Annotated in this window: 21 protein-coding genes; 12 read left to right on the top strand and 9 right to left on the bottom strand. The window is 42.7% G+C overall.

What is annotated here, in order from left to right; genetic code table 11:
- Positions 1–509: 509 nt before the first annotated feature.
- Entirely contained in the window at positions 510–1,343 is an 834-nt protein-coding gene (gene pssA / locus J8L84_RS10490; protein WP_211070641.1) for a CDP-diacylglycerol--serine O-phosphatidyltransferase, read from the bottom strand.
- Positions 1,344–1,651: 308 nt separating this feature from the next.
- Here pssA and xdp1 (J8L84_RS10485) point away from each other — a divergent pair, with 308 nt between their 5' ends.
- From xdp1 (J8L84_RS10485) to prsT, 3 genes are all read left to right on the top strand, one after another.
- The gene (xdp1, locus tag J8L84_RS10485; protein ID WP_211070640.1) at positions 1,652–2,590 is read left to right on the top strand and encodes an exosortase-dependent surface protein XDP1; all 939 of its coding nucleotides are present in this window, start codon (positions 1,652–1,654) and stop codon (positions 2,588–2,590) included.
- A 163-nt stretch (positions 2,591–2,753) separates the two neighbouring features.
- Complete coding sequence (gene xdp1, locus J8L84_RS10480; RefSeq protein ID WP_211070639.1) at positions 2,754–3,599, top strand: exosortase-dependent surface protein XDP1; 846 nt, start codon at positions 2,754–2,756, stop codon at positions 3,597–3,599.
- Between the two features lie 104 nt (positions 3,600–3,703).
- Positions 3,704–6,517 carry an XrtA/PEP-CTERM system TPR-repeat protein PrsT gene (prsT, locus tag J8L84_RS10475; RefSeq protein WP_211070638.1) on the top strand — a complete coding sequence of 938 codons (2,814 nt, stop codon included), beginning with the start codon at positions 3,704–3,706 and terminating at the stop codon, positions 6,515–6,517.
- A gap of 107 nt (positions 6,518–6,624) precedes the next feature.
- Here prsT and clpB read toward each other — a convergent pair whose 3' ends face one another.
- The 3 genes from clpB to rluD all read right to left on the bottom strand — a co-directional run bounded on the left by clpB (position 6,625) and on the right by rluD (position 11,077).
- The gene (gene clpB, locus J8L84_RS10470) at positions 6,625–9,201 is read right to left on the bottom strand and encodes an ATP-dependent chaperone ClpB (RefSeq protein ID WP_211070637.1); all 2,577 of its coding nucleotides are present in this window, start codon (positions 9,199–9,201) and stop codon (positions 6,625–6,627) included.
- 99 nt (positions 9,202–9,300) lie between these two features.
- Entirely contained in the window at positions 9,301–10,035 is a 735-nt protein-coding gene (gene pgeF, locus J8L84_RS10465; protein ID WP_211070636.1) for a peptidoglycan editing factor PgeF, read from the bottom strand.
- A 58-nt stretch (positions 10,036–10,093) separates the two neighbouring features.
- A complete protein-coding gene (gene rluD / locus J8L84_RS10460; RefSeq protein ID WP_057790736.1) occupies positions 10,094–11,077 on the bottom strand; it encodes a 23S rRNA pseudouridine(1911/1915/1917) synthase RluD in 984 nt (327 codons plus the stop codon).
- A gap of 168 nt (positions 11,078–11,245) precedes the next feature.
- Here rluD and J8L84_RS10455 point away from each other — a divergent pair, with 168 nt between their 5' ends.
- Positions 11,246–12,013 carry an outer membrane protein assembly factor BamD gene (locus J8L84_RS10455; RefSeq protein ID WP_013783382.1) on the top strand — a complete coding sequence of 256 codons (768 nt, stop codon included), beginning with the start codon at positions 11,246–11,248 and terminating at the stop codon, positions 12,011–12,013.
- 110 nt (positions 12,014–12,123) lie between these two features.
- Here J8L84_RS10455 and J8L84_RS10450 read toward each other — a convergent pair whose 3' ends face one another.
- From J8L84_RS10450 to J8L84_RS10440, 3 genes are all read right to left on the bottom strand, one after another.
- Positions 12,124–12,852 (bottom strand): ChrR family anti-sigma-E factor, encoded by a 729-nt coding sequence (locus tag J8L84_RS10450; protein ID WP_211070635.1) that lies wholly within the window; start codon positions 12,850–12,852, stop codon positions 12,124–12,126.
- On the bottom strand, positions 12,845–13,456 hold the full coding sequence (locus J8L84_RS10445; protein ID WP_211070634.1) for a sigma-70 family RNA polymerase sigma factor: 612 nt from the start codon (positions 13,454–13,456) through the stop codon (positions 12,845–12,847). The genes J8L84_RS10450 and J8L84_RS10445 overlap by 8 nt, the downstream gene beginning before the upstream one ends.
- Positions 13,457–13,585: 129 nt before the next feature.
- Complete coding sequence (locus tag J8L84_RS10440) at positions 13,586–14,161, bottom strand: LON peptidase substrate-binding domain-containing protein (RefSeq protein WP_211070633.1); 576 nt, start codon at positions 14,159–14,161, stop codon at positions 13,586–13,588.
- 308 nt (positions 14,162–14,469) lie between these two features.
- On the opposite strand from J8L84_RS10440, the gene J8L84_RS10435 reads away from it, so the two are divergent.
- From J8L84_RS10435 to J8L84_RS10415, 5 genes are read left to right on the top strand one after another with little or no spacing between them, the layout of a single operon-like run.
- Positions 14,470–14,895 (top strand): nuclear transport factor 2 family protein, encoded by a 426-nt coding sequence (locus J8L84_RS10435; RefSeq protein WP_211070661.1) that lies wholly within the window; start codon positions 14,470–14,472, stop codon positions 14,893–14,895.
- Entirely contained in the window at positions 14,892–15,611 is a 720-nt protein-coding gene (locus J8L84_RS10430; RefSeq protein ID WP_211070632.1) for an SDR family NAD(P)-dependent oxidoreductase, read from the top strand. The genes J8L84_RS10435 and J8L84_RS10430 overlap by 4 nt, the downstream gene beginning before the upstream one ends.
- A gap of 12 nt (positions 15,612–15,623) precedes the next feature.
- The gene (locus J8L84_RS10425) at positions 15,624–16,889 is read left to right on the top strand and encodes an FAD-dependent oxidoreductase (protein WP_211070631.1); all 1,266 of its coding nucleotides are present in this window, start codon (positions 15,624–15,626) and stop codon (positions 16,887–16,889) included.
- On the top strand, positions 16,889–17,617 hold the full coding sequence (locus J8L84_RS10420; protein WP_211070630.1) for a DUF1365 domain-containing protein: 729 nt from the start codon (positions 16,889–16,891) through the stop codon (positions 17,615–17,617). The genes J8L84_RS10425 and J8L84_RS10420 overlap by 1 nt, the downstream gene beginning before the upstream one ends.
- A gap of 7 nt (positions 17,618–17,624) precedes the next feature.
- Positions 17,625–18,878 (top strand): cyclopropane-fatty-acyl-phospholipid synthase family protein, encoded by a 1,254-nt coding sequence (locus tag J8L84_RS10415; protein WP_211070629.1) that lies wholly within the window; start codon positions 17,625–17,627, stop codon positions 18,876–18,878.
- 149 nt (positions 18,879–19,027) lie between these two features.
- Here J8L84_RS10415 and J8L84_RS10410 read toward each other — a convergent pair whose 3' ends face one another.
- On the bottom strand, positions 19,028–19,957 hold the full coding sequence (locus J8L84_RS10410; RefSeq protein WP_013783373.1) for a flagellar motor protein MotB: 930 nt from the start codon (positions 19,955–19,957) through the stop codon (positions 19,028–19,030).
- Positions 19,957–20,721: a flagellar motor protein PomA gene (pomA, locus tag J8L84_RS10405; RefSeq protein ID WP_013783372.1), complete on the bottom strand. Its 765-nt coding sequence runs from the start codon at positions 20,719–20,721 to the stop codon at positions 19,957–19,959. The genes J8L84_RS10410 and pomA overlap by 1 nt, the downstream gene beginning before the upstream one ends.
- 291 nt (positions 20,722–21,012) lie before the next feature.
- On the opposite strand from pomA, the gene xseB reads away from it, so the two are divergent.
- The 3 genes from xseB to dxs are packed head-to-tail and all read left to right on the top strand — an operon-like array spanning position 21,013 to position 24,084.
- On the top strand, positions 21,013–21,255 hold the full coding sequence (xseB, locus tag J8L84_RS10400) for an exodeoxyribonuclease VII small subunit (RefSeq protein ID WP_082605035.1): 243 nt from the start codon (positions 21,013–21,015) through the stop codon (positions 21,253–21,255).
- A gap of 28 nt (positions 21,256–21,283) precedes the next feature.
- The gene (locus J8L84_RS10395) at positions 21,284–22,174 is read left to right on the top strand and encodes a farnesyl diphosphate synthase (protein ID WP_211070628.1); all 891 of its coding nucleotides are present in this window, start codon (positions 21,284–21,286) and stop codon (positions 22,172–22,174) included.
- 32 nt (positions 22,175–22,206) lie between these two features.
- Positions 22,207–24,084, top strand: coding sequence for a 1-deoxy-D-xylulose-5-phosphate synthase (dxs, locus tag J8L84_RS10390; RefSeq protein WP_211070627.1), 1,878 nt, complete (start codon positions 22,207–22,209; stop codon positions 24,082–24,084).
- Positions 24,085–24,174: the final 90 nt, after the last annotated feature.

Below are 24,174 nucleotides of genomic sequence, written 5' to 3'. Positions count from 1 at the left end.
TCGACGCTTTTGGTCGTGACCTCTGCGCAAGGAGGACGGTGACTACATATAGTTGCTAGCGTCTTTCTTGCTTCGCTTCTCTCGAAGCGGGAGGCGTATAATACGCCGTTCGTTTTCAGTGTCAACGTTTTTCGTAAATTTCTTTTCGAACCGTTGTTAACTCCTAAGAGTTAATGAAAACTGCTTTTCCGGCGTTGTTACTAACTCCTTGAAGCGAGGCGCGCATTCTACGCGATTCGGTTTTTGTGTCAACACTTTTAGAAAATTTATTTCAAAAGTATTTCCTTGAAAACCTTGCCAGTACTGCCTTTAAGGTTGTAGTGACTTGCTTTGTCAGAGTAAGTTATTTTACTTTCCTGTCGAAGCGGATGCGCATTTTAGAGATTTCTGAGGCAAGGTCAACCTCTTTTTAATAATTCATAAAAAAAGCGACCTAGAAGGTCGCTTTTTAGTCGTTTGGTATATTAATACAACTAACTCGTCACTAATATTGACTGAGAGGCGTGTTTTTACACTTTATTAGACGACTCTTCGTCTTGCTGCTCTTCGCTACTGTCAACAGTATCAGTTGCACTATTAGCATTAGCATCAAAGTCTGCATCTTCTTCTTGCTCACCTACTACGTCGTTCAAGGTAACTTTATCGACGGTTCTAAATGTATTAATTGGGCCAGCAAGCGCATAAAGAGAAAACACAATAAAGAGTACTAAAGCAGGCTCTGTTGCTACCACTACAAATATAAGTAGCACAATAAGTAGCCCTACGAAAGGAACCTTCCCATGCCAATTCAATTCCTTGAATGAATTGTATTTGAAGTTACTTACCATTAGTAGGCCAGCGAAACCAGTGACTAATGCAACTACAATTCCGTAGTCTGTACCTACAGCATCATATTCAACGCCTACCCAGACTAAGCCAGCAACTACTGCTGCTGCAGCCGGGCTAGCCAAACCTTGGAAGAAACGTTTATCAGCAATACCAACCTGCGTATTAAATCTCGCTAAACGTAAAGCGGCACCTGCCACATAAACAAAGGCAGCTAACCAACCGAACTTACCGAGTTCAGTTAAGCCCCAGTTGTATGCCACTAATGCCGGTGCCATACCAAATGACACCATATCGGCCATCGAGTCATATTCAGCACCAAAATCGCTTTGCGTATTTGTCATACGCGCAACTCGACCATCTAATCCATCAAAAACCATAGCAACAAATATAGCTACGGCTGCTGCTTCGAATCTCCCTGTCATTGAAGACACTACTGCAAAGAAGCCTGAAAATAGCCCAGCAGTGGTCAGTAGATTGGGAAGAAGATAAATCCCTTTTCGCTTTTGTTCAGACATAAGTCCTCATACTTCTATATATAATGCAGCAATTATTTCATAGATATTGTTTAACGCCTAGCAAAGTAAATTCTACGTATGCGTTATCTATAAACAACATTGTGCAACTTGGTTTAAATTTACATGCGCAAACTTATCTAATAACTAGGTATACGCCCACATACCTTTTTTAGCTCACCGTTCAGTTATCATACAAATCCATGTTGAAACTAGCGATACCTTTTACGCCGCCTTAAAGGTTGTACTTCTGCTCATCAAGAAGAGGTATTCGCGCCCAAGCCCAATTAGGGTTTATAAGGAACACCGCCATGCGCAGTTTATTTAAAAAAGTAGCACTACCATCGCTACTCTTATTCTCATCAACCACAGCAGTCTTCGTTGCTGGCAATGCGCAAGCTACCTATCACAACAACCACAACTATTCTTATTGCGGTAGCGGTAGCTCTAATAGTAGTGGCAATCAAAACTCATCCTGTAATTCTGCGTTGGGTGAGCATACTTATGATTTGGTAGAAGACGGGGTTTATCAAAGTACAAATGCCAACGACTCAAGTATCAGCATAGATGGTGTCAGTATATCACTTGCCGCCTTTTCAGATACTCAGGGTGTTTACAACGAAACCGTAGTAGGTGCAGATTTAGAGAAAATATCTAATCAATGGGCCTATGGTGTTACCAACAACGACGAAGCAATTTATAGCGGTAACTCTGATCACGCCATAGATAACTTGAATTACAATTATCAGGGTAGTAACGCTGCGTACAGAAGCGGGACAACCAATGTTGAGAGAGACTACGACTTCGTACTTCTTTCTTTCGACCAAGCTGTAACCTTAACCGGTGCAAGTTTCTCTTGGCTATATGACAGCAACGACAGTCAAATATCTGTCGCAGCATTAGGAAACACTTCAACGCTGACTTCCGGGGTTAATACTTGGAGCGATATAGTTGCAGATGCATTGACGTCAGCATCTTTTGATATAGAGAATTGTGAAACGCTAGACCACCGCGCCGACTTTACCTTTACTGAATCCTCTCAGTATTGGCTAGTTGGGGCTTATAATACCGTTTTCGGTAACATAGGCGGGTATGTAGGTAATGACGCATTCAAACTTGCTAACATAGGTTTTTCCACAACTGAGACACAAGCCCCCCCCGCTCCTACAGAAGTTACTGAGCCAGGTACGCTTGGATTACTTATGGCATGTTCATTATTTGTGATGTGGCGTCGTAAGAAAAGCATTTAAAATTATTAGACTTTAGATCACTAATGAGTGGTTGTACCTGTCAGTTTTTTTTACTATCGTTATAAACGCACTATAAAAACACAATAAAATCAGCAGCATAGAAAATGGCACAGTAAATGCTTGTTAACTATCATTGTAGTAAATACTAGTGGTAATTAAATTTATGAAAGGCTTAACAAGTTTTGCGTTTAGTGTAGCAGTATTGTTGACCGGAAACGTTCTTGCTGATGATAGTCTCAGTGAAGCAACCTATTCTCTTTTTGAAAATGGAATTACTCAAACTTTAACTCCATCTGCCTCACATGGTTCTTTGATCAACATTGATGGAACAGATGTTTATGTTGGTATTACAGCATGGTCGGACACAGGGAACTTAACCAGTTCTTCGTCTAAAGATACAAAATTAGACCAAGGCGACATCAAAGGTTGGACCTCTTACAGCAACGTCGGTTATGGCATCTTGAATGGCGATTATTCGTGGGGTGGAGATAGTCATTCGGCTGATAATTACAATGATGATGGTAAAGATGATTTCGATATGTTTTTACTGAGTTTTAGTGAAGACGTGACTCTTCAGGGATCATCATTTTCTTGGGTAAGTGGAAATAACGGAACCAAAGAGGTGACTGTTGCAGGGTTAAGTGACATTAATTCGTTTAGCGATAGCGTAGAGTCTACATGGGCTAGTGTTTCAAGTTCTATTGTTGCGGGTACACTCGGTCACTTTGGTATAGGCAGTAGAGATAGTTCAACAAAATTGTATGAATCTAAATTTACGACGTTAACGAATTCTGCAAAATACTGGTTAGTCGGTGCATATAATACTGTTTTTGATGATAGTTCAAGCTCTTATAACGGAGTAGGCTTTAAGCTTTCTTCTCTTGATCTGGCGATTCAAAAATCTACAACACCTCCACCGGCTCCAACACCGGTTAGCGAGCCAGGTGCACTTGCGCTGATGAGTATAGGTCTTGGCCTTTTAGCTTACCGCCGTAAGCGTCGCGTTTAATTGTTTTAAAACGCAGGGAAAACACGTATCTTTATAAGGTGGCTTAGGCCACCTTTTTTTATGCTATTTTTAAGCTTGAAGCTGGGTAATATTTTAAGGTAATTATGGATTTGGTTAATAATAAAAAAGGTTTTTTCAAGCGAGCACTTGTCTCGGCTATCGCAACCTCATTTTTTGCTTTCAATAGTTTCGCAACAACTTCTGAAGATTATGAAAAAGCACTCTCGGCTTTTAACGAGACTGCTTACGATGAAGCCTATATACACCTAAAAAACAGCTTACAAAAAGATCCCGAAAACCTTGCTGCAAAAATGTTGATGGGTGAAATTTTACTTATTAACGGTTATTTAAACGCAGCTGAATTGGAGTTTGTAGAAGCGCTAGAAATGGGCGCCGATATAAATTTATTGGCTGAGTTGCTGGGTAATACCTGGTTGTTCATGAACAAGTATCAAAGCATCGTCGATTTCACCGATGTGGACAAGTTATCTGGTGACGCTCAGCGGGAGTGGTTACTGATAAGAGCTACCGCGTGCGTTCGACTAGAAGATAATGAATGTGCGCTTAAAGATTACAATACGATTATGGCTTCTTCACCTAATTTTGTGCCAGCGATAAACGGGCTAGCCTCTATTGCTTTGCAAAACGAAGAGTTAGTTGAAGCCAACCAACTGATACAGAACGCTATTTCCATCGAACCAGAAAACGCTATTTCATGGAGATTAAAAGGACAATTAGCTTACCGCCAAGGCGATAAAGATGCCGCTACTGCCAATTTACAAAAAGCGCTTACGTTTAACCGAAACGACCCTATTGCACTTCGTAATTTAGTTGATTTGTATTTGGAAGCGAAAGACTACGATACGGCAAAATTGTTTGTTGATGAAATTATTGAAGATACACCAAACGATCCTTTAGCTATCCTGTTGAACAGCTGGTTGCAAAGTAGAGATAACAAAGAGGCCATTGATAATAAAAAGCTAAAAGAGCTAAATGACTTTATGGCGCAGCTCGATCCAGAGTTAATTACATCTCAACCTATGCTGCTTTATATCAGTGGTTTAACTAACTTTTTCAATAACAACATGGAAACGGCAGCTAAAGATTTTTCCGCTTATCTGCAAAAAGAGCCCGAAGACTTGCAAGCAGTACTAATGCTCAGTCAAGTTTATATGGCAACCCAGCAAGACAAACAAGCACTGCTACTTCTAGAACGCTATCAAGAACCTTTAATGGAAAACCCCGACTCTGCACTTATGTTAGGTGATCTTTTCATTCGTCAAAAAAAGGCTTTTAAAGCTGAACGACTGCTTCGAAACTTAGAAGAAAAATACCCTGATGAAGGAAAACTTCAACTATTCAAAATTAAGTTGATGGCGGCTAGAGGTAAACAAGAGCAAGCCTTGTCTATTCTTCAAGAGAACCTGCCAAAATACACACAGAATGCCGGTTTCCTATTTACTTATTCGTTAATGAATTTGCAAGCAGAGCGTTTTGAACCAGCTCTTGAAGGGGCTAACTTGCTAAACAAGCTATTCCCTGATGAAGCCGAGGTTTATAATTTAAAAGCCGGTATTCTTATTAGACAGGGGCAACTAGAAGCGGCAAAAGAAAATATCGAAAAAGCACTCGAGCAAAACCCTACCCTCTTTCCTGCGAAGTTTAACTTAGCAGCTACAGAAAGTCGTTTGGGTAATGTTGATGAATCAAACGCGCTGGTAGAAGAGTTACTTATCCTATCGCCACAGCACAGTGAAACCCTAATGTTGAAAGCGTTCAACATGACTAAACAGGGCTATGTAGAACCAGCGAAACAGATTTATCTCGATATACTTACCTTAGACCCATCAAATGTGGGTTCAAGAGAAAGGCTGTCATCCTTGTACCAACAGCAAGGTGATACGAAAAATGCGTTGTATCATTTAGATTTACTGTTAAAGGATAACTTCGATAACGCAGAGTACTTACTTCGAAAAGCATCGCTACTCATAAACTCAAAGCAGCGTGCTGAAGCAGAAAAGACGCTCAATATTGTTCGCAATTTTATTAACGACAACCCAAGAGATTTAGTAACGTATTCCGATTTGATACGCTCGCTAGGCAACAATGACCTATCGCTCAACGCGATGGAGCGGGCATACAGTATTTCGCCAGAGAATAGCTTTATTTCTTTTCGGTACGCTAGCTTACTGCTCGACTTACAAAACAATACTAAAGCTAAATCACTGCTAAATGGCATGCCAAAAGCAAAAGAGCAAAGTCCAATTTATTGGTATTTGATTGGCCGTTTAGAAGCTAATTTGAACCAAGACAAGGCAGCAGTCGATGCTTACCTCAAGGCTCTGGATGTTAATCCAAGCTTTTCTCAAGCTTTCGTTGCCATTTATAATTACGCGTTGAACGAAGAATTTGTAGACACCTTTCTATCTAAATCTAGAGAATTGATAGCAGAAAATGACGCTAATTTATTAGCGAAAAATTTATTAGCGCAATATTTGTTTTTCATTCGTGATTTTGAAGAGTCTACCGCGCTATACAAAGAGTTAGTCGAGAACCCAAATACACTTAATCCTGCTGAGGCTTATAACCGTTTGGCTATTATGGCCGTTGAGGATTCATTAGAAACAGCCCATGCATACGCTAATACAGCCTTCGAACTACAGCCTAATTCAGCCAAAATACTTGATACCTTTGGTCATATAAAAGCATTGCGAGGCGAATATGAAACCAGCCTTAAACTATTACGCGACGCCTTTGCCCGAGATGCAAACGATCCTAACATTCGCTATCACCTTGGTTATACATTGGCGAAGTTAGGCAGAATCGAAGAAGCAAAAGAAGAGCTAACGTTTGCGGTAAATGTGAAACGTCCTTTCTTTAAGCGTCCTGAAGCACAAAGCTTGCTCGATAGTCTTTAATTACGCTCGTTAACTTTTTTACTTTATATATAAAAAAGCCACACTATCTACCAAGATGTGTGGCTTTTTTTTATCTACACGCTTATTTTCGCGGCATAGCTAACTAATCACTGATTTGAAATCACTAGCTTTTCATTATCTACATCTATTCTGATAACAGAATCTGGCACCAAATCACCTGAAAGTAACTTTTGTGCGAGTGGATTTTCTATATGAACCTGAATCGCCCGTTTAAGTGGCCGTGCACCGTATACAGGATCGAAGCCAGCATCAGCAAGTTTATCCATAGCTGCGCCAGATAAATTAAGCTTGTAGCCTTTTTCTACTAATCTAGCACGCAGTGCTGCCAGTTGAATTTTGGCGATTGATTTAATTTCGTCTTTGCCAAGTGGGTGGAATACCACAATGTCATCAACTCGGTTGATAAATTCAGGGCGGAAATGCTGCCCTACCACCGACATTACTGACGCTTTCATTTCTTCGTACTGACTTTCTTCATGTTGCGTTTGAATAATGTCAGAGCCTAAGTTGGACGTCATGATCACTACGGTGTTTTTGAAATCAACTGTGCGACCTTGCCCATCGGTTAAGCGACCGTCGTCTAATACCTGTAGTAAGATATTAAAAACATCAGGGTGTGCTTTTTCTACTTCGTCGAGCAAAATAACTGAATAAGGCTTTCTGCGCACCGCTTCAGTTAAATAGCCGCCTTCTTCATACCCTACATAACCAGGAGGCGCTCCAACTAAACGGGCCACAGAGTGACGTTCCATAAATTCCGACATATCAATACGCACCATGGCATCTTCAGTGTCGAACATGAAACCGGCTAATGCTTTACATAACTCAGTTTTCCCCACCCCTGTTGGCCCCAGAAATAGGAAAGAGCCGATAGGGCGATTAGGATCGGCAAGGCCTGCTCGAGAACGCCTGATGGCGTTAGACACTGCCTCAACCGCTTCCCCCTGCCCTACTACACGTTTGTGTAATACGTCTTCCATTTTGAGTAGTTTGTCACGCTCGCCTTCCAGCATTTTGGCCACTGGGATCCCCGTCCAACGGGACAATACATCGGCAATTTCAACATCGGTAACTTTGTTTTTCACCAGCTTAGTTTCTCGGGTTTCATTTTCAGATGCCCGTTCTAGCTTAGCCTCTAATTCTGGAATTCTGCCGTACTGTAACTCAGACATCCGATTTAAATCAGATGCTCTTCGCGCAATTTCTAAATCGAGTTTCGCTTGCTCTAGCGACGACTTAATAGTCTGCGTACCTTGCATGGCTTCTTTTTCATCAAGCCATACTTTTTCAAAGTCATTATATTTAGTTTCAGCTTGCTCACGCTCTAACTCAATCATTTCTAATCGTTTATGACTGGCATCATCGGTTTCTTTGGCAAGCGCTTGCTCTTCTAATTTCAATTGAATAATACGACGCTCTAACCTGTCCATATCTTCAGGCTTTGAATCAATTTGAATGCGAATGCTCGAAGCTGCTTCATCAATCAAATCAATAGCTTTATCAGGAAGTTGCCTATCGCTGATATATCGGTGAGATAAACTGGCCGCCGCAACAATGGCGGGGTCAGTAATATCTACCGAGTGATGCAGCTCATAACGCTCTTTCAACCCACGTAATATAGCAATAGTGTCTTCTACACTAGGTTCATCAACCACGACTTTTTGGAATCGGCGTTCAAGGGCTGCGTCTTTTTCAATATATTGGCGATATTCATCAAGGGTTGTGGCGCCCACACAGTGCAATTCACCTCGGGCTAGCGCGGGTTTTAACATATTCCCCGCATCCATAGCACCGTCGCCTTTTCCGGCGCCAACCATGGTGTGCAGTTCGTCGACGAATAAAATTACTCGCCCTTCTTCTTTAGCCAATTCATTGAGTACGGCTTTAAGGCGTTCTTCAAATTCTCCGCGATATTTTGCGCCCGCCACCAGCGCTCCCATATCAAGGGAAAGTACCCGTTTATTCTTAAGGCCTTCTGGCACTTCACCGTTGATAATACGCTGGGCTAAGCCTTCAACAATGGCGGTTTTACCTACCCCAGGCTCACCAATTAACACGGGGTTATTTTTAGTTCTACGTTGCAAAACTTGCACTGCACGACGGATTTCATCGTCGCGACCAATAACAGGGTCTAGCTTGCCTTGTTCTGCGCGCTCAGTTAAATCGGTGGTGAATTTTTCTAGTGCTTGGCGCACGTCTTCTGCATTAGGATCGTTTACAGTTTGCCCGCCTCGCATGGAATCGATAGCGTTTTCTACGTTATCTTTGGTAATGTTAAGCTGCTTTAAAATTTCGCCTAATCGACCGTTATCTTGAATAGCGGCAAGTACGAAAATTTCAGAAGTAATGTATTCGTCTTTACGCTGCTGAGCGATTTTGTCGCACAGATTAAGCAAAATGCCACTTTGTTTACTTAGCTGAACGTCACCGCCGATACCATCTACGCTAGCAATACGGTCAACCGCTTCACTTAACGCCGAGCGCAGTGCATTCACATTTACATTAGCTTGGTCGAGTACGGGTCGCACCGAGCCGCCTTGCTGGTTCAGCAAAGCCGTCATTAAATGTACAGGTTCAATATATTGATGATCGCGCCCAAGCGCTAAAGATTGAGCATCCGAAATGGCAAGTTGGAACTTATTGGTGAATCTGTCTAATCGCATGGCTAAACCCTAATGATGTCAAAATACCCTATGCATTAGTTATGGGAGCTTATTGAATAAGATTCAAGAGAAACAAATAAAGTTTCGTAAACCTTTGATTTAGCGCAAACCTATTACACTTACCATTCGCCCGGTAGATGGCTTGCCTTGATGCGTGGTTCTTCGGTGGGAATAAAACTGTTTTTCATTGCAATAGGTGCAAAGCTGACTATTAATTACGGTACCAACATTTAATGATGCTAATTGTTGGGCAGCAATGGCGGGTAAATCCAATTGAAATTTATACGGTATATCACCTTGAGATATTGCTGATGGGTAGTCAGCAAAACGTTGTGCTAACGCGGCGTCTACCTCATAACACTGCTGACAAATAGCCGGCCCAATCCAAGCCATCAAATCTGAAGCTTGGCTTGAAAAGTGACTTACTGTGCGGCTGATAATTGCAGATTCAAGCCCTTTCCATCCGGCATGCACGGCAGCTACTTCTTTACCCGCATTATCACAAATAAGAACAGGTACGCAGTCGGCTGTCATGACAGCACAAAAATGCCTAGTACTTGTGGTAAAAGCTGCATCCCCTTCTGTCTGGGCTGAAGGCAACGTTATAACATGATTTCCGTGAACCTGATTTAACCACGTAATCGCATTCGCGTAGGGTAAACTAGCGCGATTTAATGCCACAGCGTCCTTATCATCACCTACGTGATCGCCAACATTACACTGGGCAAACTCCCCACGACTGGCGGCCACGCCTTCATTGTTACAGCCACTGCCATCACGGGTGGTAGTGTAAGCCACCACGTTTTTAGGGCTATTCCATTGAGGCGTTATCATACCGAATTCCGCTGCGCAGTAGCTAATATTGGTGATTCAGACATTCCGGTTGCACTGATTAGATCATATCTTCAGGGTTTTCTTTAGAGTCTAAGCGTACCGCCGCTAATAAATCTTGCATATCTTGCGGTAGTGGCGCTTGCCATGTCATCCACTCTTCCGTTTCAGGATGATATAAAGAAAGCTGAGCTGCGTGTAAAGCTTGGCGCTGGAAACCTCGTAAAGTGTTGATAAAGTCATCAGATGCACCTTTTGGTAAGCGTGGTCTACCACTATAGGTAGGATCGCCTAGCAACGGATGCTTAATGTGGGCCATATGCACACGAATTTGGTGAGTCCTGCCCGTTTCCAGCTTTAAGCGCAAATGCGTATAAGCACGAAACTTCTCAATGACACGAAAGTGAGTCACTGCAGGTTTACCGTTTTCACGCACAGCCATGTGTGTACGCTTAGTTGCATGACGGCCAATAGGCTCATCTACCACGCCACCAGCTACCATGGTTCCCATAGCAACGGCTTCATACTCGCGGCTCATCACTCGGGTTTGCAGCTGATCTACAAGGTGGGTTTGTGCAGGTATTGTTTTCGCTACTACCATCAAGCCCGTTGTATCTTTATCTAAACGGTGCACTATACCTGCTCGCGGCACTTTATCAATTTCAGGAACATGATTAAGTAATGCGTTAAGTACGGTGCCACTTGGGTTGCCCGCGCCAGGATGAACCACTAAGTCAGCAGGTTTATTAATCACTAAGATATGTTCATCTTCATAAACAATATCCAGCGCAATATCTTGCGGTTGGCTAGTGACCTGCACTTCTATTTCAGCGCTAACAGTCACCACCTCGTCCATTTGCATTTTATGGCGTGGTACTGTGATAACCTGTCCATCAACGGACACATTTCCGCCTTGGATCCAAGTTTTTAGCTTAGAACGTGAATATTCAGGGAACAAATCAGCTAAAACCTGATCTAACCGAAGACTAAAGTGCTCAGCCCCTGTGGTTGCTTCTAATTGTAATGTGTTGTCCGACTGTGTCATAACACCGATTATTAAGTGTAAAAAGGGTATTATAACAAGCTTTCAATCGGTACACTGCGTTGTTTACGAATTTGTATGGTTTTTATCATCGCGAGTACGTTAGAATACGAGAACATGAGCTTAGACAGCGAAGTAATCAATACTGTTTAGCAGGAAAAAAGAACTATTATGAAATCAATTCGATTACTGGCACCAGTGTTATTAGGTGCAATGGTATCTGTCGCAGGCTGTAGTAGCTCCTCCGACGAAGAAGAAAAAGCCGTAATGGCTAATATGGGTGCGCAACAGCTTTATAACAGAGCCAAGCAAAGTATGGAAGTGGGTAACTTCAGTGCTGCAGCCCAGACATTAGGTGCATTAGACTCTCGCTATCCATTTGGTCCGCTTTCGCACCAAGTACAATTAGACCTTATCTACAGTTACTACAAATCTGGTAAAAGTGATGAGACGTTGGCCACTATCGATAGGTTTATTCGTCTTAATCCAAACCACTCAGATGTTGACTATGCCTACTATATGCGCGGCCTTACCAACATGGAGTCTGACAGTAACCTGTTTCAAGATTTGATGAACATTGATAGGACTGACCGAGATCCTTCGAAATCTCGTCAGGCTTTTGAAGATTTCAGACGCTTAATGCAGCAATACCCTGACAGCAAATATGCTGCAGACGCTCGCAAGCGCATGCTTCATATTAAAGACAGACTAGCACGATACGAAATAGCTATTGCTCGCTTCTACATGCGCAGACACGCATATGTTGCAGCAGCTAATCGTGGTAGATATGTTATTGAGCACTTCCCTGAAAGCACGCAAATTCAGCAAGCGCTTGAAATTATGGTATCTAGTTACGAGCAATTAGGCTTGGATGATTTGCGTGGAAACGCAATGAAGACATTAAAGCTAAACTTTCCTGAAAGTGACTTTATTAGCTAATAATTCTGATAGCTAGATCAAAAAAGCGCAGTTCATAACGAACTGCGCTTTTTTTGCATTTATTTTTAAGCTATTACTAAGAAAACTACAAAAGATACTGTTACAAAAGGTTAGCGAAAGAAAAGATGGCTAAATGGATTGAGAAGGCGCGCTATACCAGAAGTAAAATGTAAGGGTTGATCGACGATTGTGAAAACCAAGCAGCCTTGAGCATTGTCAGAACGTGGAGTATGGGTATTTTGGCCATCCATAAAAATAAAATCGCCAGAGTCGTAGTTATTGAGCCCGTCACTGAATTCGCCGTTAATGACTAACGTATATTCGGTGCCTCGATGAGTATGTTCAGGAACACTTCCACCTTTGCCCATGTAAATAAAGTTAGCTACACCTTGGCTACCTAAATCTACTGGGGCTTGCCACAGTTTACCTACCAAGCTAGACCAACCTCCGGTCTTCTCTTTATACCGCTGAAGTGTTCGTGGCAGGACAAAGTTTCTACCATCAAGGTCAATAGAATCGTTAGCAGCAATACTGACTTCTGTGCTTATATTCTGCTTTCTGGGCGATTGATTCTGTTGTGAACCGGTATCGGCTTCAACAGATGAAGGCGATTGGGTAATTTGCGCAATCATTGCGCTGTAATCGGCTTTAAGGTCAACTGGTTTAAAACCATTATCTTCTAGTAACGAACCAGCTAGGCGCTCAGTTTCTTGTTCCACAAATCGCTGACACGTACTGCACATATCACAATGTGCAGAAACCATCAGCGAGACCGCTGGGGACAAATTTCCGTCAACAAATGAAACGAGTTGTTGAGCACTTGGGTGGAACCTAATCATTAGTCTGTAACATACCTTTTAATCTTTGAAGTGCTAAGCGGGTTCTCGACTTAACTGTACCTAGCGGGATATCTAACTCATCAGCGACTTCTTGCTGAGATTTACCATCGATATAAATGGCTTCAATCACTGCTTTCTGTTTAACAGGAAGTGATTCGAACAAATAACCGATTTGCTCTAACGTGACTTGTTCATCAAGAGGTGCTTCGTTCAAGTCAGCAGTTTGTTCGCATAATACTGGCCATAGGTCATCAGAACACACATCTTCTTTGCGATTTTGGAGCTTACGAAGCATATCAAAACGAATGTTTCGAGCAATAGTAAAAATCCACGTAGATGGCGAACCTTTTTCTACATTAAACAAATGGGCTTTCTGCCACACGTTCGACATGGTGTCTTGTACTAGCTCCATTGCAAGTGCTTCGTTACCCATCTGCTTTAACGCGTATGAGCGAAGTCTTGGAGCGAAATAGTTAAAAACCCGCGCGAAAGATACTTTACAACGCTTTTGGGCAACTTCTACTAGGTAATCTGACATCTCAACCGCGCATTCTTTCGGTTTAATCGTACTCTTACTTTGTTCTAAAGGAATTCCAACTAACATAAGGTTTCGTCCGTTTATCCGATTCGATTAATATATTTTACAAACAAACGATGAAAGAAGTTCGAAAAAATCGCCAATTCCACATTACAATAGTTTAATGGAATTTAAGAAATTATCTTTTAATTCGTTTTACCGAATTAACGCATACAGATAGTTAAGTAAGTTCTTACCACCACCCTCTTTTAGAAACTGCTGCTTTTGTCCACCATCAACAGGTAACAACTCAAGCCACCGTCTTAACACCCACATTGGGTCGTCAAACCGGGTTTCTTCATAAAGTGATGCTATCTCCGTATACTTCGCAAAAATCTCTTTCAAACGCTCATTTATAGGCGCTAACTGCTGAGGTGATATTTCGCAGTTCCAAGGCGCGACAGAACGACAATGTCCTGTACGTAACCCATCTGATTCAACTGCTACATCAGATACCTCAACTAACTCTAATCCAGCAACCTTTATGCCAAGCAAGCCATCATCGAGTAAATCGAAGTCAACAACCTTGGCGTAGGTACCAATCGGATAAATATGCTCGTTACGCGATTTGTCGCCAGATGCGTTTAGCATACACATCACAAACCCTTTGTTTTCAGCGCATGCCTGCTTAACCATGCGCGTGTATCTGGGCTCGAAAATGCGTAACGCCATACGTCCTTCTGGAAGCAAATGGGCAGATAACGGAAATAGTGGAATGGGTGTCTTACTCATAAACTCTTAACTCTTCTAGTCATAAGCAATTACGCCACTGTGAACAAATTGGATCGCTAGGGAAAAAATTTCACACTTTAGTCTAAGGGCAATGATCCGACGCGCCGCTTTATTTGTAGAATGACTATATTAAGAAAACGTTAACCAACTGGGTTGCGCTTCGAATAATAGAACGATAATCAAAATAGCGTGTATAGTACTTTCAAGTAGTACCCTTAAACAAGCTTCCACGCAGTATTAGCAATAGTAACAACAAGTTATATAGCTATTTTATGTTCCTTTAGGTATTTTAAAAAAGTGAAGAAGTGATGACTGTATTAGATAGATTTTCGACCATGTACGCCGATATATGCCAAATCATTCTAGATGATTTAGCAGACATTTATGCTTCCAACGTAACATTTGTTGATCCTATCACGACTCACCACGGCCTTGACGATGTTCAGAAGTATTTTGCAAACTTACTCGAACAAGCCGAACGTTGTCAGTTTGATATATCAATGATAGCGCCAGTGAGTAGCAACAGCGTCACTCATATTGTTAACTGGACGATGAACCTCAAACTCAAGCAAAGCGATAAATTAATTACTGTAGATGGGAATACCCAACTAACGGTAAAGGATGACATTATTGTTTATCACAAAGATTACTATGATTTAGGGGAAATGGTTTACGAACACATTCCTTTGCTCGGGTTCTTTGTTAAGAAGATTAAAAAGAGGTTAGCGAAATGAAGACATTACTCATTACCGGTGCAACCTCGGGAATTGGCAAAGCGCTAGCGGTTCATGCATCAGAAAAAGGCTATCAAGTCATTGCATGCGGCCGAAATCAAGATGTTTTAGATGAACTGGCGTCAAAGCCAAATATCAAGCCGCTTCAATTTGATGTGACTTCTCTTGAAGATGCGAAACGAGCGCTACAAAACGTCAAGTGCGACATTGCCATTTTAAATGCCGGCACCTGTGAATATGTCGATATTGATGAATTTGAATCAGATATGTTCAGACGGGTTTTTGAACCGAACTTTTTCGGTGTCGTTCATTGTGTAGAAGCGCTTATTCCGTCATTAGATAAAGGCGATAAACTGGTCATCGTAGACAGCATGGCTCGCCTTCTTCCATTTACCCGATCTCAGGCTTACGGGGCAAGTAAAGCAGCCCTTCACTATTTTACGAAAAGTTTAGAGGTAGATTTACACGACCGCGGTATAAAAGTTCAAGCGGTATCGCCAGGGTTTGTTGAAACCCCGCTTACCGACAAAAATGATTTTGATATGCCAATGAAAATTACGGCCACCGAAGCGGCGGAGTCTATGCTAAAAGGCATTGAAACCGACAAGCAAACCGTTTTTTTCCCCCGCATGTTTGGCTTTATCCTGCGGTTTATGCATATTTTACCTGTTGGATTACAAAAGAAATTATCGCTATCGATGCGAGAAAAGCAGTAGAGCACAATAACAATGACAAAAAATGTAGCGATTATCGGGACAGGTATTTCAGGCCTGACTTGTGGGTATTTGTTAAATAAAACGGCTGATATAACGGTTTATGAGGCCAACGATTACATTGGCGGGCACACTGCCACAAAAAAGATTAACGATGATGGCATTGAACGACATATCGATACCGGCTTCATTGTATTTAATGATTGGACCTACCCTAGATTCATAAAGCTGATGAAACAGCTTGATGTAGCATATCAACCTACCGAAATGAGCTTTTCTGTTACCAGTAAAAAGGCCAATATTGAGTACAATGGCAATACGATAAATAGTCTGTTTGCACAGCGTCGGAATATATTGCGCCCGAGGTTTTGGCGTATTGTGCGCGATATTCTGAAGTTCAACAAAGCCTGCAAGGCTTTTGTTGCCGAAAAGCGCGATACGTCTTCAATGACACTTCAAGATGTTATTAACGAGCTAAAGCTAAGCGATGACTTTGCTCGCTATTATATCTTACCCATGTGCGCCGCTATTTGGTCTGCAAGTCTTGCCCAAACTAGGCAGTTCCCACTGACTTTCTTTCTCCAATTTTTTAACAACCATGGCTTATTGAACATAAGTGACAGGCCACAGTGGTACACCATTAAAGGAGGCTCTAGCACTTATATCCCCCCGTTAACAGCCAGCTTTAAAGACAAAATAAAGCTATCTTGTGGTGTTACCAATGTTAAGAAAGTAGGCGATATGTGGCAGGTCACTGACACATCTGGCGCTCAAGCCACATTTGACCACGTTGTTTTCGCCTGCCATAGCGACCAAGCCCTTGCCATGCTAGATACCCCTACCGAAGCCCAGCAAGCTGTGTTAGGTGCCATTGGCTTTGCTCAAAACGACGTTGTTATGCATAAAGATACAAAGCAACTTCCAAAGCGAAAGCTTGCATGGGCGAGTTGGAATTACCGATTAAAAGACGATGCTGGCGAAGAAGACAGACCGGCTTCGGTGACTTACGACATGAATATTCTTCAGCGATTAGACGCTGCGAATACCTACTGCGTCACCCTTAATAACACAAATGAAATTGATAAAAGCGCGGTGTTGGGTAGTTATCAATATGCGCACCCTCAATTTAGTGAAATTATGGTGAATGCACAACAGCGCCGAAGCCAAATATGCGGTGTTGATAATCTTCATTTTTGTGGCGCCTACTGGTATAACGGCTTTCATGAAGACGGCGTACATAGCGCATTAGATGTATGCGAGCGATTTGGAGTTAACCTCTGATGGATAGCGCTATTTATGAAGGAAAGGTGTATCACGAACGCTTTTCACCTACCCAACATAAGTTCGACTATCATATCTATTTATTCTGGATAAAGTTAAGCGAAGTTGATGCCTTGTCAGCGGCTTTGAAACACTTTTCGGTTGATACCAAAGCAAGAGTACGCTTTAACCGTGAAGACTACTTAGGTGATAGCAACACGCCATTAGACCAAAGCGTACTAGAAAAAATGAACAGTTTAAGTGAGGATACCTTAAGCGGTGATGTATACATGCTTGGGCAGCTTCGTATGTGGGGAATGTATTTCAGCCCTGTTAATTTTTATTATTTAAAGGGCAAAGACAATTCCTTTACCCATGTATTGGCAGAAGTCAGTAATACCCCTTGGAATGAGCGACACTATTATTTGGTCGATTTAGCACTGCAAGCAGATACACCAAAAGCATTCCATGTATCGCCGTTTAACCCAATGGACATGACGTACAAATGGCGAATAACGCAACCTAGCCAACGCCTCGCATTGGTAATGGACTGTGTTCGAGACGATAGAGAATTCAGTGCTGGAATAAATTTAACACGGCTTTCATTAGATAATGCGAATCTAAGTCGGGTTATGAAACGTATACCCAGTATGACCATTAGAACAATGATTGGCATATATTGGCAGGCGTTAAAGTTACTTATAAAACGAACGCCACTTTATAACCACCCTAAGAAAAGTCAGGAATAATAACTACATGTCTTCCGGTGAATCTGTATTTAGTACCCCTTCAGAAGCGTCTCTTTTTGACAAGGTTTGTAGGCGCGCATTTTTAAAGTGTTTAGAGAAACTTCCACATGGTTCACTTACCATCATGGAAAATGGCAGTACGATTGCCTCTTTGGGTAACCCCAACGACGATTTGCACGCAACTATTAATTTTAAAGACGTAAAAGCCTATCGCCAACTATTATTGGGCGGCAGCGTGGGTGCAGGTGAAGCCTATATGGACGGCCTGTGGGAAAGCGACAATGTTACGGCTGTAGTGCAAATTTTTGCGCGTAATTTATCGACTCTTGATGCGTGGGAGAACAAGTTTAAATGGATTTCCATGCCTATTTTAAAAATTCAGCACTTTGCCCGCCGCAACACACAAGACCAAGCCAAGAAAAATATTGAAGCCCATTACGATTTAGGAAATAAGCTTTACACACGCTTTCTTGATAACACCATGATGTATTCATCGGCAATTTATCCTGATATTAATGCCAGTTTAGAAGAGGCACAAAATCACAAACTTAAAACAATTTGTGACAAGCTTCAGTTAACCGAAGGTGACCATCTTTTAGAAATTGGTACCGGTTGGGGTGGTTTGGCAGTGTATGCGGCTAAGCATTATGGTTGTAATGTGACCACCACAACTATCTCTGAAGAGCAATATGCCTGGGCAGAGCAGTGGATTGAGCGCGCGCAGGTGTCTGACAAAGTCACTTTGCTGAAAAAAGACTATCGCCTGCTAGATGGTAAATACGATAAGCTGGTTTCAATAGAAATGATTGAAGCTGTAGGAAAAGACTACTTAGGTAACTTTTTTGAGAAGTGTTCATCGTTGTTGAAAGACGATGGGCTAATGTTGCTACAATCCATCACCATCGATGATAGGCGTTATGAAAGTTACGCAAGCAGTGTGGATTTCATTCAAAAATACATCTTCCCTGGTGGATTCCTGCCCTCACAATATCAGTTAAACGCTCATTTAAAGCGCTACAGCGACATGATGATTCGAGATTTGCATGATATCGGCTTAGATTACGCCCAAACGCTAAATCATTGGTACGAGGCATTTATTAGCGCTAAAGAAGCGTTACTAAACGACGGTTACGATGAACGTTTTATGCGGATGTGGATTTACTATTTAAAATATTGCGAAGGTGGTTTTTTAGAAAGAACCATTAGCACTGTGCAATTGGTAATATCTAAACCACATCACAGAGAAGCCCTGCAACGCTAGTTGCATGTGCAAACAATGTTAGTCGGATGTTGAAGGCCCCATTAGTTGGCTCTTTATGGCAAGATTAGTTGGAAGTGTAAGACGACTACAAAATAAAAGGGCGAATCATCTGATTCGCCCTTTTTTGTTTTGCGTTCTGCTTATAACCTTTATTCATCAACCACGGATATAGGTTGAGAGGTCATGGGTTTACCTTGATTAATATTAATCTCTACCCGTCTATTTCGCGCTCTGTCAGCCGGCGTTGTAGCATCTTCTACCATAGGGTCGGTATCGGCCTTCCCTACTACCGACATTCTGCTTTCATCGAACCCTGGGGCTGTCCGCATGGCTTCGGCAACGGCTACGGCACGCTGAGACGATAAATCCCAATTGGAACGATAGAGCTCGTTTGCAATGTGTTGTCCGTCACTATGCCCTGATATTTCTATTTCCCCTGGCACATCAGCTAACAGCACCCCAATTTTGCGTAAGATAGGCTGGAACTGAGGTTGTAGGAATGCAGAACCGGCCGAAAACGAACCGTTCTCTCTAATGCGAATAGTCAGTTGCTGACCTAAAGACTCTAATTCTACTGCACCATCAAGAATTTGCTTTTGTAACTGCTGCGCCACTTTTTTCATTAACTCAGCAGTTTGAGTTTGATCTGAACTTTGCGACTCAGAGGAAGACTGATCGGTAGCCGTTTGTTGCGACTGACCACCGCGCTGCTCACCTCTTTGCTTCTGCCTACCGCCTGAAGAGTCTTCATCACCCGCTTGAAACTCTAGCATCTGTTGAGTCATTTCAATGGTTTGTTGCTGAATAGTGTCGATAGGCGACGGGTCTGGACGACCGGGTCTGAATTCCATCGCAATAACACTGGTGCCTTTAGGGATGTCTTTCACTTCAATTTTGTTTTGTACCCCGAAGGCAAACTTCATAGAGCCCGCTATTTGCTTAAACTTCAGTACATCCATTTCTGAAAATGAGAGCAACAGTACAAAGAAGCACATAAGCAACGACATTAAATCCGCGAAGGTCCCCATCCATGCAGGAAGCCCCTCGGGAGGACATTTTGGGCACTCTTCTTCAGCCATTATTCGTCCTCAGCGCCCGTACCGCGTTTACTTGCCGCTAGATAGTTTTTCAATATACCTTCGATAACACGCGGATTTTGTCCATCAGCAATACCCACAATGCCATCGAGTACTAGCATTTGGTTAAGCTTTTCTTCTTGTGCGCGGTTACCGAGTTTTACCGCCATGGGTAGGCAGATAATGTTGGCAAGGAATGCACCATACAGGGTAGTTAATAGTGCTACCGCCATCGCTGGTCCAATCGATTTAGGATCATCCATGTTAGAAAGCATGGCCACCAGACCAATCAGGGTTCCAATCATTCCCATTGCTGGTGCGATATCACCCATACCTTTAAATATGGTGGCACCAAATTCGTGTCGCTCGGTGGTCATAGAAATATCTTTCGCTAAGGTTTCTCTGACCACTTCTATGTCGTGACCATCAACCAGCATGTCTACACCTTTTTGCATAAACGGATTGTCAATTTCAGCTTCTTCTAATGCAAGAAAACCGCCTTTACGTGCTGCATCGGCCATCTCAACAATTTTTTCAATTAAGTCTTCAGGCGTATCAATTTTGAACATGAATGCTTTGCCTGCAATTTTACCTGCACCAAAGAACTGCCCTAAAGTGTATTGGGATAAAATAACGAAAAGGGTGCCACCAAATACGATCAAGATAGACGGTACGTTGATGAACATGGCAATACTGCCACCCATAACCATGGCCATTACTACAAAGCCGATGGCGCCCAACATACCTATGACGGTTGCTAAATCCACTCACTCTTCCTCATTTTTTGCAGACGCTGCATAACTATTACTCGTATTCTATCGGCATTGTATAGAATTTCTATAACAAGATTATCGCAAATTGCCTTAATTATTGTATACATAATGATGTTAGTCGAACTTTAGGCGCCAGTTTTGATACTGAGGCTTGATTCACAACGCGTTGTCATAGATAGCTGCAATAGGGCATATATTGACAAACCATTTGACCCATTGGCTACCCTCAGTTAATGTGCGCGTAATCCCAAGAAACGCCTAAAATTGAGTGCTATGGTGGCGAAAGTGACGAAAAAGACAGATTCCCCCTCGTTTGAGGAAACCCTTACCGAATTAGATGCCATTGTTAATGAGATGGAAAATGGTGAGTTACCATTAAACGTTGCACTTGAGAAATTCGAGCGAGGCATTGCCCTTTCTCGTGAAGGCCAGAAGTCGTTAGAGCAAGCCGAGCAAAAAGTTAAAATTTTGCTTAATGAGCAAGGCGAAAGCGCATTACACCCTCTTCCTGAAGACGAGCAGCCTTAAGCCTCGTGTCGCAACAAACGGGTACGTTATGAATTTCACTGCATTGCATCAGCAAGTTAAGCAGCAGACCGATGCGTCGTTAAATACGCTTATTGATGACCTTCCCCACGACGCACCGCGGCTTAAAGAAGCAATGCGCCATGCGTTGTTGGTAGGGGGTAAACGCATGCGACCATTACTGGTTCAAGTTATCGGCAATACCCTTGATGTGCCTAAAGGCGATCAAATGGCGATTAGTATGGCAATTGAGTGCGTGCATGCTTATTCGCTGGTACATGATGACTTGCCAGCCATGGACGACGACGATTTGCGTCGCGGCCAGCCAACTTGTCATATTGCATTTGATGAAGCCACCGCAATATTAGCCGGTGATGCATTGCAAGCCCTTGCTTTTAGCACATTAGCCGATGCGCCATTAAGTGATTTCGCAACCAATAAACGTGGTGAATTACTTTCTGTGTTAGCCCGCGCCGCAGGCTATCGCGGCATGTGTGGCGGACAAGCTATCGATTTAGCCAGCACGGGTGAAGAAATAAGCCTAGAGCAGCTCAAGCGGCTGCACAATTTGAAAACCGGCGCCCTGCTTCGTGCATGTATTGAAATGGTATCTATTGTTTCTCCAGAACTTGATAGTGACAGTAAAGCAGACCTATTGGCCTACGCCGATGATATTGGTCTTGCATTTCAAGTCCAAGATGACATTCTTGACGTAGAAGGTAATAGTGAGCAATTAGGAAAGCCTGCAGGCTCTGACATTGCTTTGGGTAAGAATACCTTTCCTGCCAAACTTGGCATTGAAGGCGCAAAACGAGAACTTGATAAGCTGCATCAGAATGCCCTTCAAGCCTTGGCTCGTTTACCCTACAATACAGACAGTTTAATTGCGTTTAGCGAACTATTGGTAAAACGAGACCATTAGTTCTGCAACCATGTTGAAAAAGATAATAAATAATGAGTTTAGACCTCCAACATTACCCCACGCTTGCTATTGCGCAAACGCCGGATAAGTTAAGACAGTTACCGCAAGAGAAGTTGCGTGAGTTGTCAGATGAATTACGAGAATATTTACTAAATAGTGTTAGCCAAACCAGTGGACACTTTGCGTCGGGCTTAGGCACGGTAGAGCTTACTGTGGCTTTGCATTATATTTATAATACGCCAATCGACAGATTAATTTGGGATGTGGGTCATCAGGCTTACCCCCATAAAATTCTGACGGGTCGCGCTAAGCAAATGTCGACTATTCGACAAAAAGACGGCTTGCACCCCTTCCCTTGGCCACCTGAAAGTGACTACGACACTTTTGCCGTAGGCCACTCGTCTACATCGATAAGTGCTGCGCTTGGTATGGCAGTTGCCGCTGAGCAAGAAGGTAAAAATCGTAAAGTGGTTGCCGTGATTGGTGATGGTGCGATTACCGCAGGTATGGCATTTGAAGCAATGAACCATGCTGGTGATATTAATAAAGATATGGTTGTGGTGTTAAACGACAACGAAATGTCTATCTCTGAAAACGTAGGTGCGCTTAATAGTCACCTAGCCCGTTTATTAACGGGTAATGTCTTCAACTCTATTCGCGATGGTTCTAAAAAGCTATTAAGTAATGTGCCACCTATCAAAGAGTTTGCTAGTCGTGCAGAAGAGCATCTTAAAGGCATGGTAGTACCAGGCACTATCTTTGAAGAGCTAGGCTTTAATTACATTGGCCCTATTGATGGTCACGATGTGGATGCGGTGGTAGATACCTTGCGTAATATGCGCAAATTCAAAGGACCACAATTGCTTCACGTGGTAACTAAAAAAGGTAAAGGCTACGCCCTTGCCGAAAAAGATCCGATTAAATTCCACGCAGTGCCTAAATTTAATCCTGCCGATAACGCATTACCTAAAGCCAAGCCATCTGCACCGACTTTTTCTGCCATTTTTGGCGATTGGTTGTGCGATATGGCAGCGCAAGATCCTAAATTGATGGCGGTTACCCCCGCTATGCGTGAAGGTTCTGGCATGGTCGCATTCTCGCAGCAATACCCTGAACAGTATTTTGATGTTGCCATTGCAGAACAGCATGCGGTTACCTTTGCTGCGGGCCTAGCCCGTGATGGATGTAACCCAGTAGTTGCCATCTACTCAACCTTTTTACAGCGTGCGTACGATCAGCTTATTCACGATGTGGCGTTGCAAGACTTGCCGGTTTTATTTGCTGTTGACCGTGCCGGTATAGTGGGTGCTGATGGCCCTACTCACCAAGGTGCGTTTGATATTGCCTTTTTGCGCTGTATTCCAAATATGATTGTTATGGCGCCGTCTGATGAAAATGAATGCAGACAAATGCTTTATACTGGCCATAAAGCGCAAAAACCTGCTGCGGTACGCTACCCTCGAGGGTCTGGAATGGGTATTACCCCAGACGCTGCGATGACCGAGTTACCGATTGGCAAATCAAAGGTTAGCCGTGCTATTACCGGCATGCCAGCGAAAAAAGCAGCAATATTGAATTTTGGCACACTCTTACCTAATGCGTTAGCGGCTGCAGAAGCTATTGATGCAACGGTTATTGATATGCGCTTTGTGAAGCCGCTGGATGGCCAAGCTATTGAGAAAGCAGCGGCAGAACACGATATGCTTATTACCTTAGAAGATGGGTGTATAGCCGGCGGTGCAGGCTCTGGTGTGCTTGAGTACTTACAACAACAAGGCATTATGAAACCCGTTCGTACGTTAGGGCTTCCAGACAGCTTTATTTTACAAGGTACGCAGCAAGAAATGTACAAAGAGCATGGGCTGGATGCCGAAGGCATTACCGCTACACTTAAAGGCTTACTGAACTAACAATTGGTTTCGTAACTTATTCACTCACTAGTCTTTAAAAACAAAAAGCCCGCAGCAGCGGGCTTTTTAGTATGTACAAATTTTGCGTAT

The sequence above is a fragment of the Alteromonas sp. MMG017 genome, assembly GCF_018100795.1.
In the GTDB taxonomy this organism is placed as follows: domain Bacteria; phylum Pseudomonadota; class Gammaproteobacteria; order Enterobacterales; family Alteromonadaceae; genus Alteromonas.
The sequence above is the reverse complement of the archived record's forward strand: the minus strand, read 5'-3'. Positions and strand labels throughout refer to the sequence as shown.

Coding starts and splice junctions, on each gene's coding strand:
- clpB (WP_211070637.1), bottom strand. CDS start 9,201: ATGCGATTAGACAGATTCACCAATAAGTTCCAACTTGCCATTTCGGAT.
- J8L84_RS10455 (WP_013783382.1), top strand. CDS start 11,246: ATGAAATCAATTCGATTACTGGCACCAGTGTTATTAGGTGCAATGGTA.
- dxs (WP_211070627.1), top strand. CDS start 22,207: ATGAGTTTAGACCTCCAACATTACCCCACGCTTGCTATTGCGCAAACG.
- J8L84_RS10440 (WP_211070633.1), bottom strand. CDS start 14,161: ATGAGTAAGACACCCATTCCACTATTTCCGTTATCTGCCCATTTGCTT.
- J8L84_RS10415 (WP_211070629.1), top strand. CDS start 17,625: ATGTCTTCCGGTGAATCTGTATTTAGTACCCCTTCAGAAGCGTCTCTT.
- prsT (WP_211070638.1), top strand. CDS start 3,704: ATGGATTTGGTTAATAATAAAAAAGGTTTTTTCAAGCGAGCACTTGTC.
- rluD (WP_057790736.1), bottom strand. CDS start 11,077: ATGACACAGTCGGACAACACATTACAATTAGAAGCAACCACAGGGGCT.
- J8L84_RS10420 (WP_211070630.1), top strand. CDS start 16,889: ATGGATAGCGCTATTTATGAAGGAAAGGTGTATCACGAACGCTTTTCA.
- J8L84_RS10425 (WP_211070631.1), top strand. CDS start 15,624: ATGACAAAAAATGTAGCGATTATCGGGACAGGTATTTCAGGCCTGACT.
- pgeF (WP_211070636.1), bottom strand. CDS start 10,035: ATGATAACGCCTCAATGGAATAGCCCTAAAAACGTGGTGGCTTACACT.
- xdp1 (WP_211070639.1), top strand. CDS start 2,754: ATGAAAGGCTTAACAAGTTTTGCGTTTAGTGTAGCAGTATTGTTGACC.
- J8L84_RS10450 (WP_211070635.1), bottom strand. CDS start 12,852: ATGATTAGGTTCCACCCAAGTGCTCAACAACTCGTTTCATTTGTTGAC.
- J8L84_RS10445 (WP_211070634.1), bottom strand. CDS start 13,456: ATGTTAGTTGGAATTCCTTTAGAACAAAGTAAGAGTACGATTAAACCG.
- xdp1 (WP_211070640.1), top strand. CDS start 1,652: ATGCGCAGTTTATTTAAAAAAGTAGCACTACCATCGCTACTCTTATTC.
- pssA (WP_211070641.1), bottom strand. CDS start 1,343: ATGTCTGAACAAAAGCGAAAAGGGATTTATCTTCTTCCCAATCTACTG.
- J8L84_RS10430 (WP_211070632.1), top strand. CDS start 14,892: ATGAAGACATTACTCATTACCGGTGCAACCTCGGGAATTGGCAAAGCG.
- J8L84_RS10410 (WP_013783373.1), bottom strand. CDS start 19,957: ATGGCTGAAGAAGAGTGCCCAAAATGTCCTCCCGAGGGGCTTCCTGCA.
- J8L84_RS10395 (WP_211070628.1), top strand. CDS start 21,284: ATGAATTTCACTGCATTGCATCAGCAAGTTAAGCAGCAGACCGATGCG.
- J8L84_RS10435 (WP_211070661.1), top strand. CDS start 14,470: ATGACTGTATTAGATAGATTTTCGACCATGTACGCCGATATATGCCAA.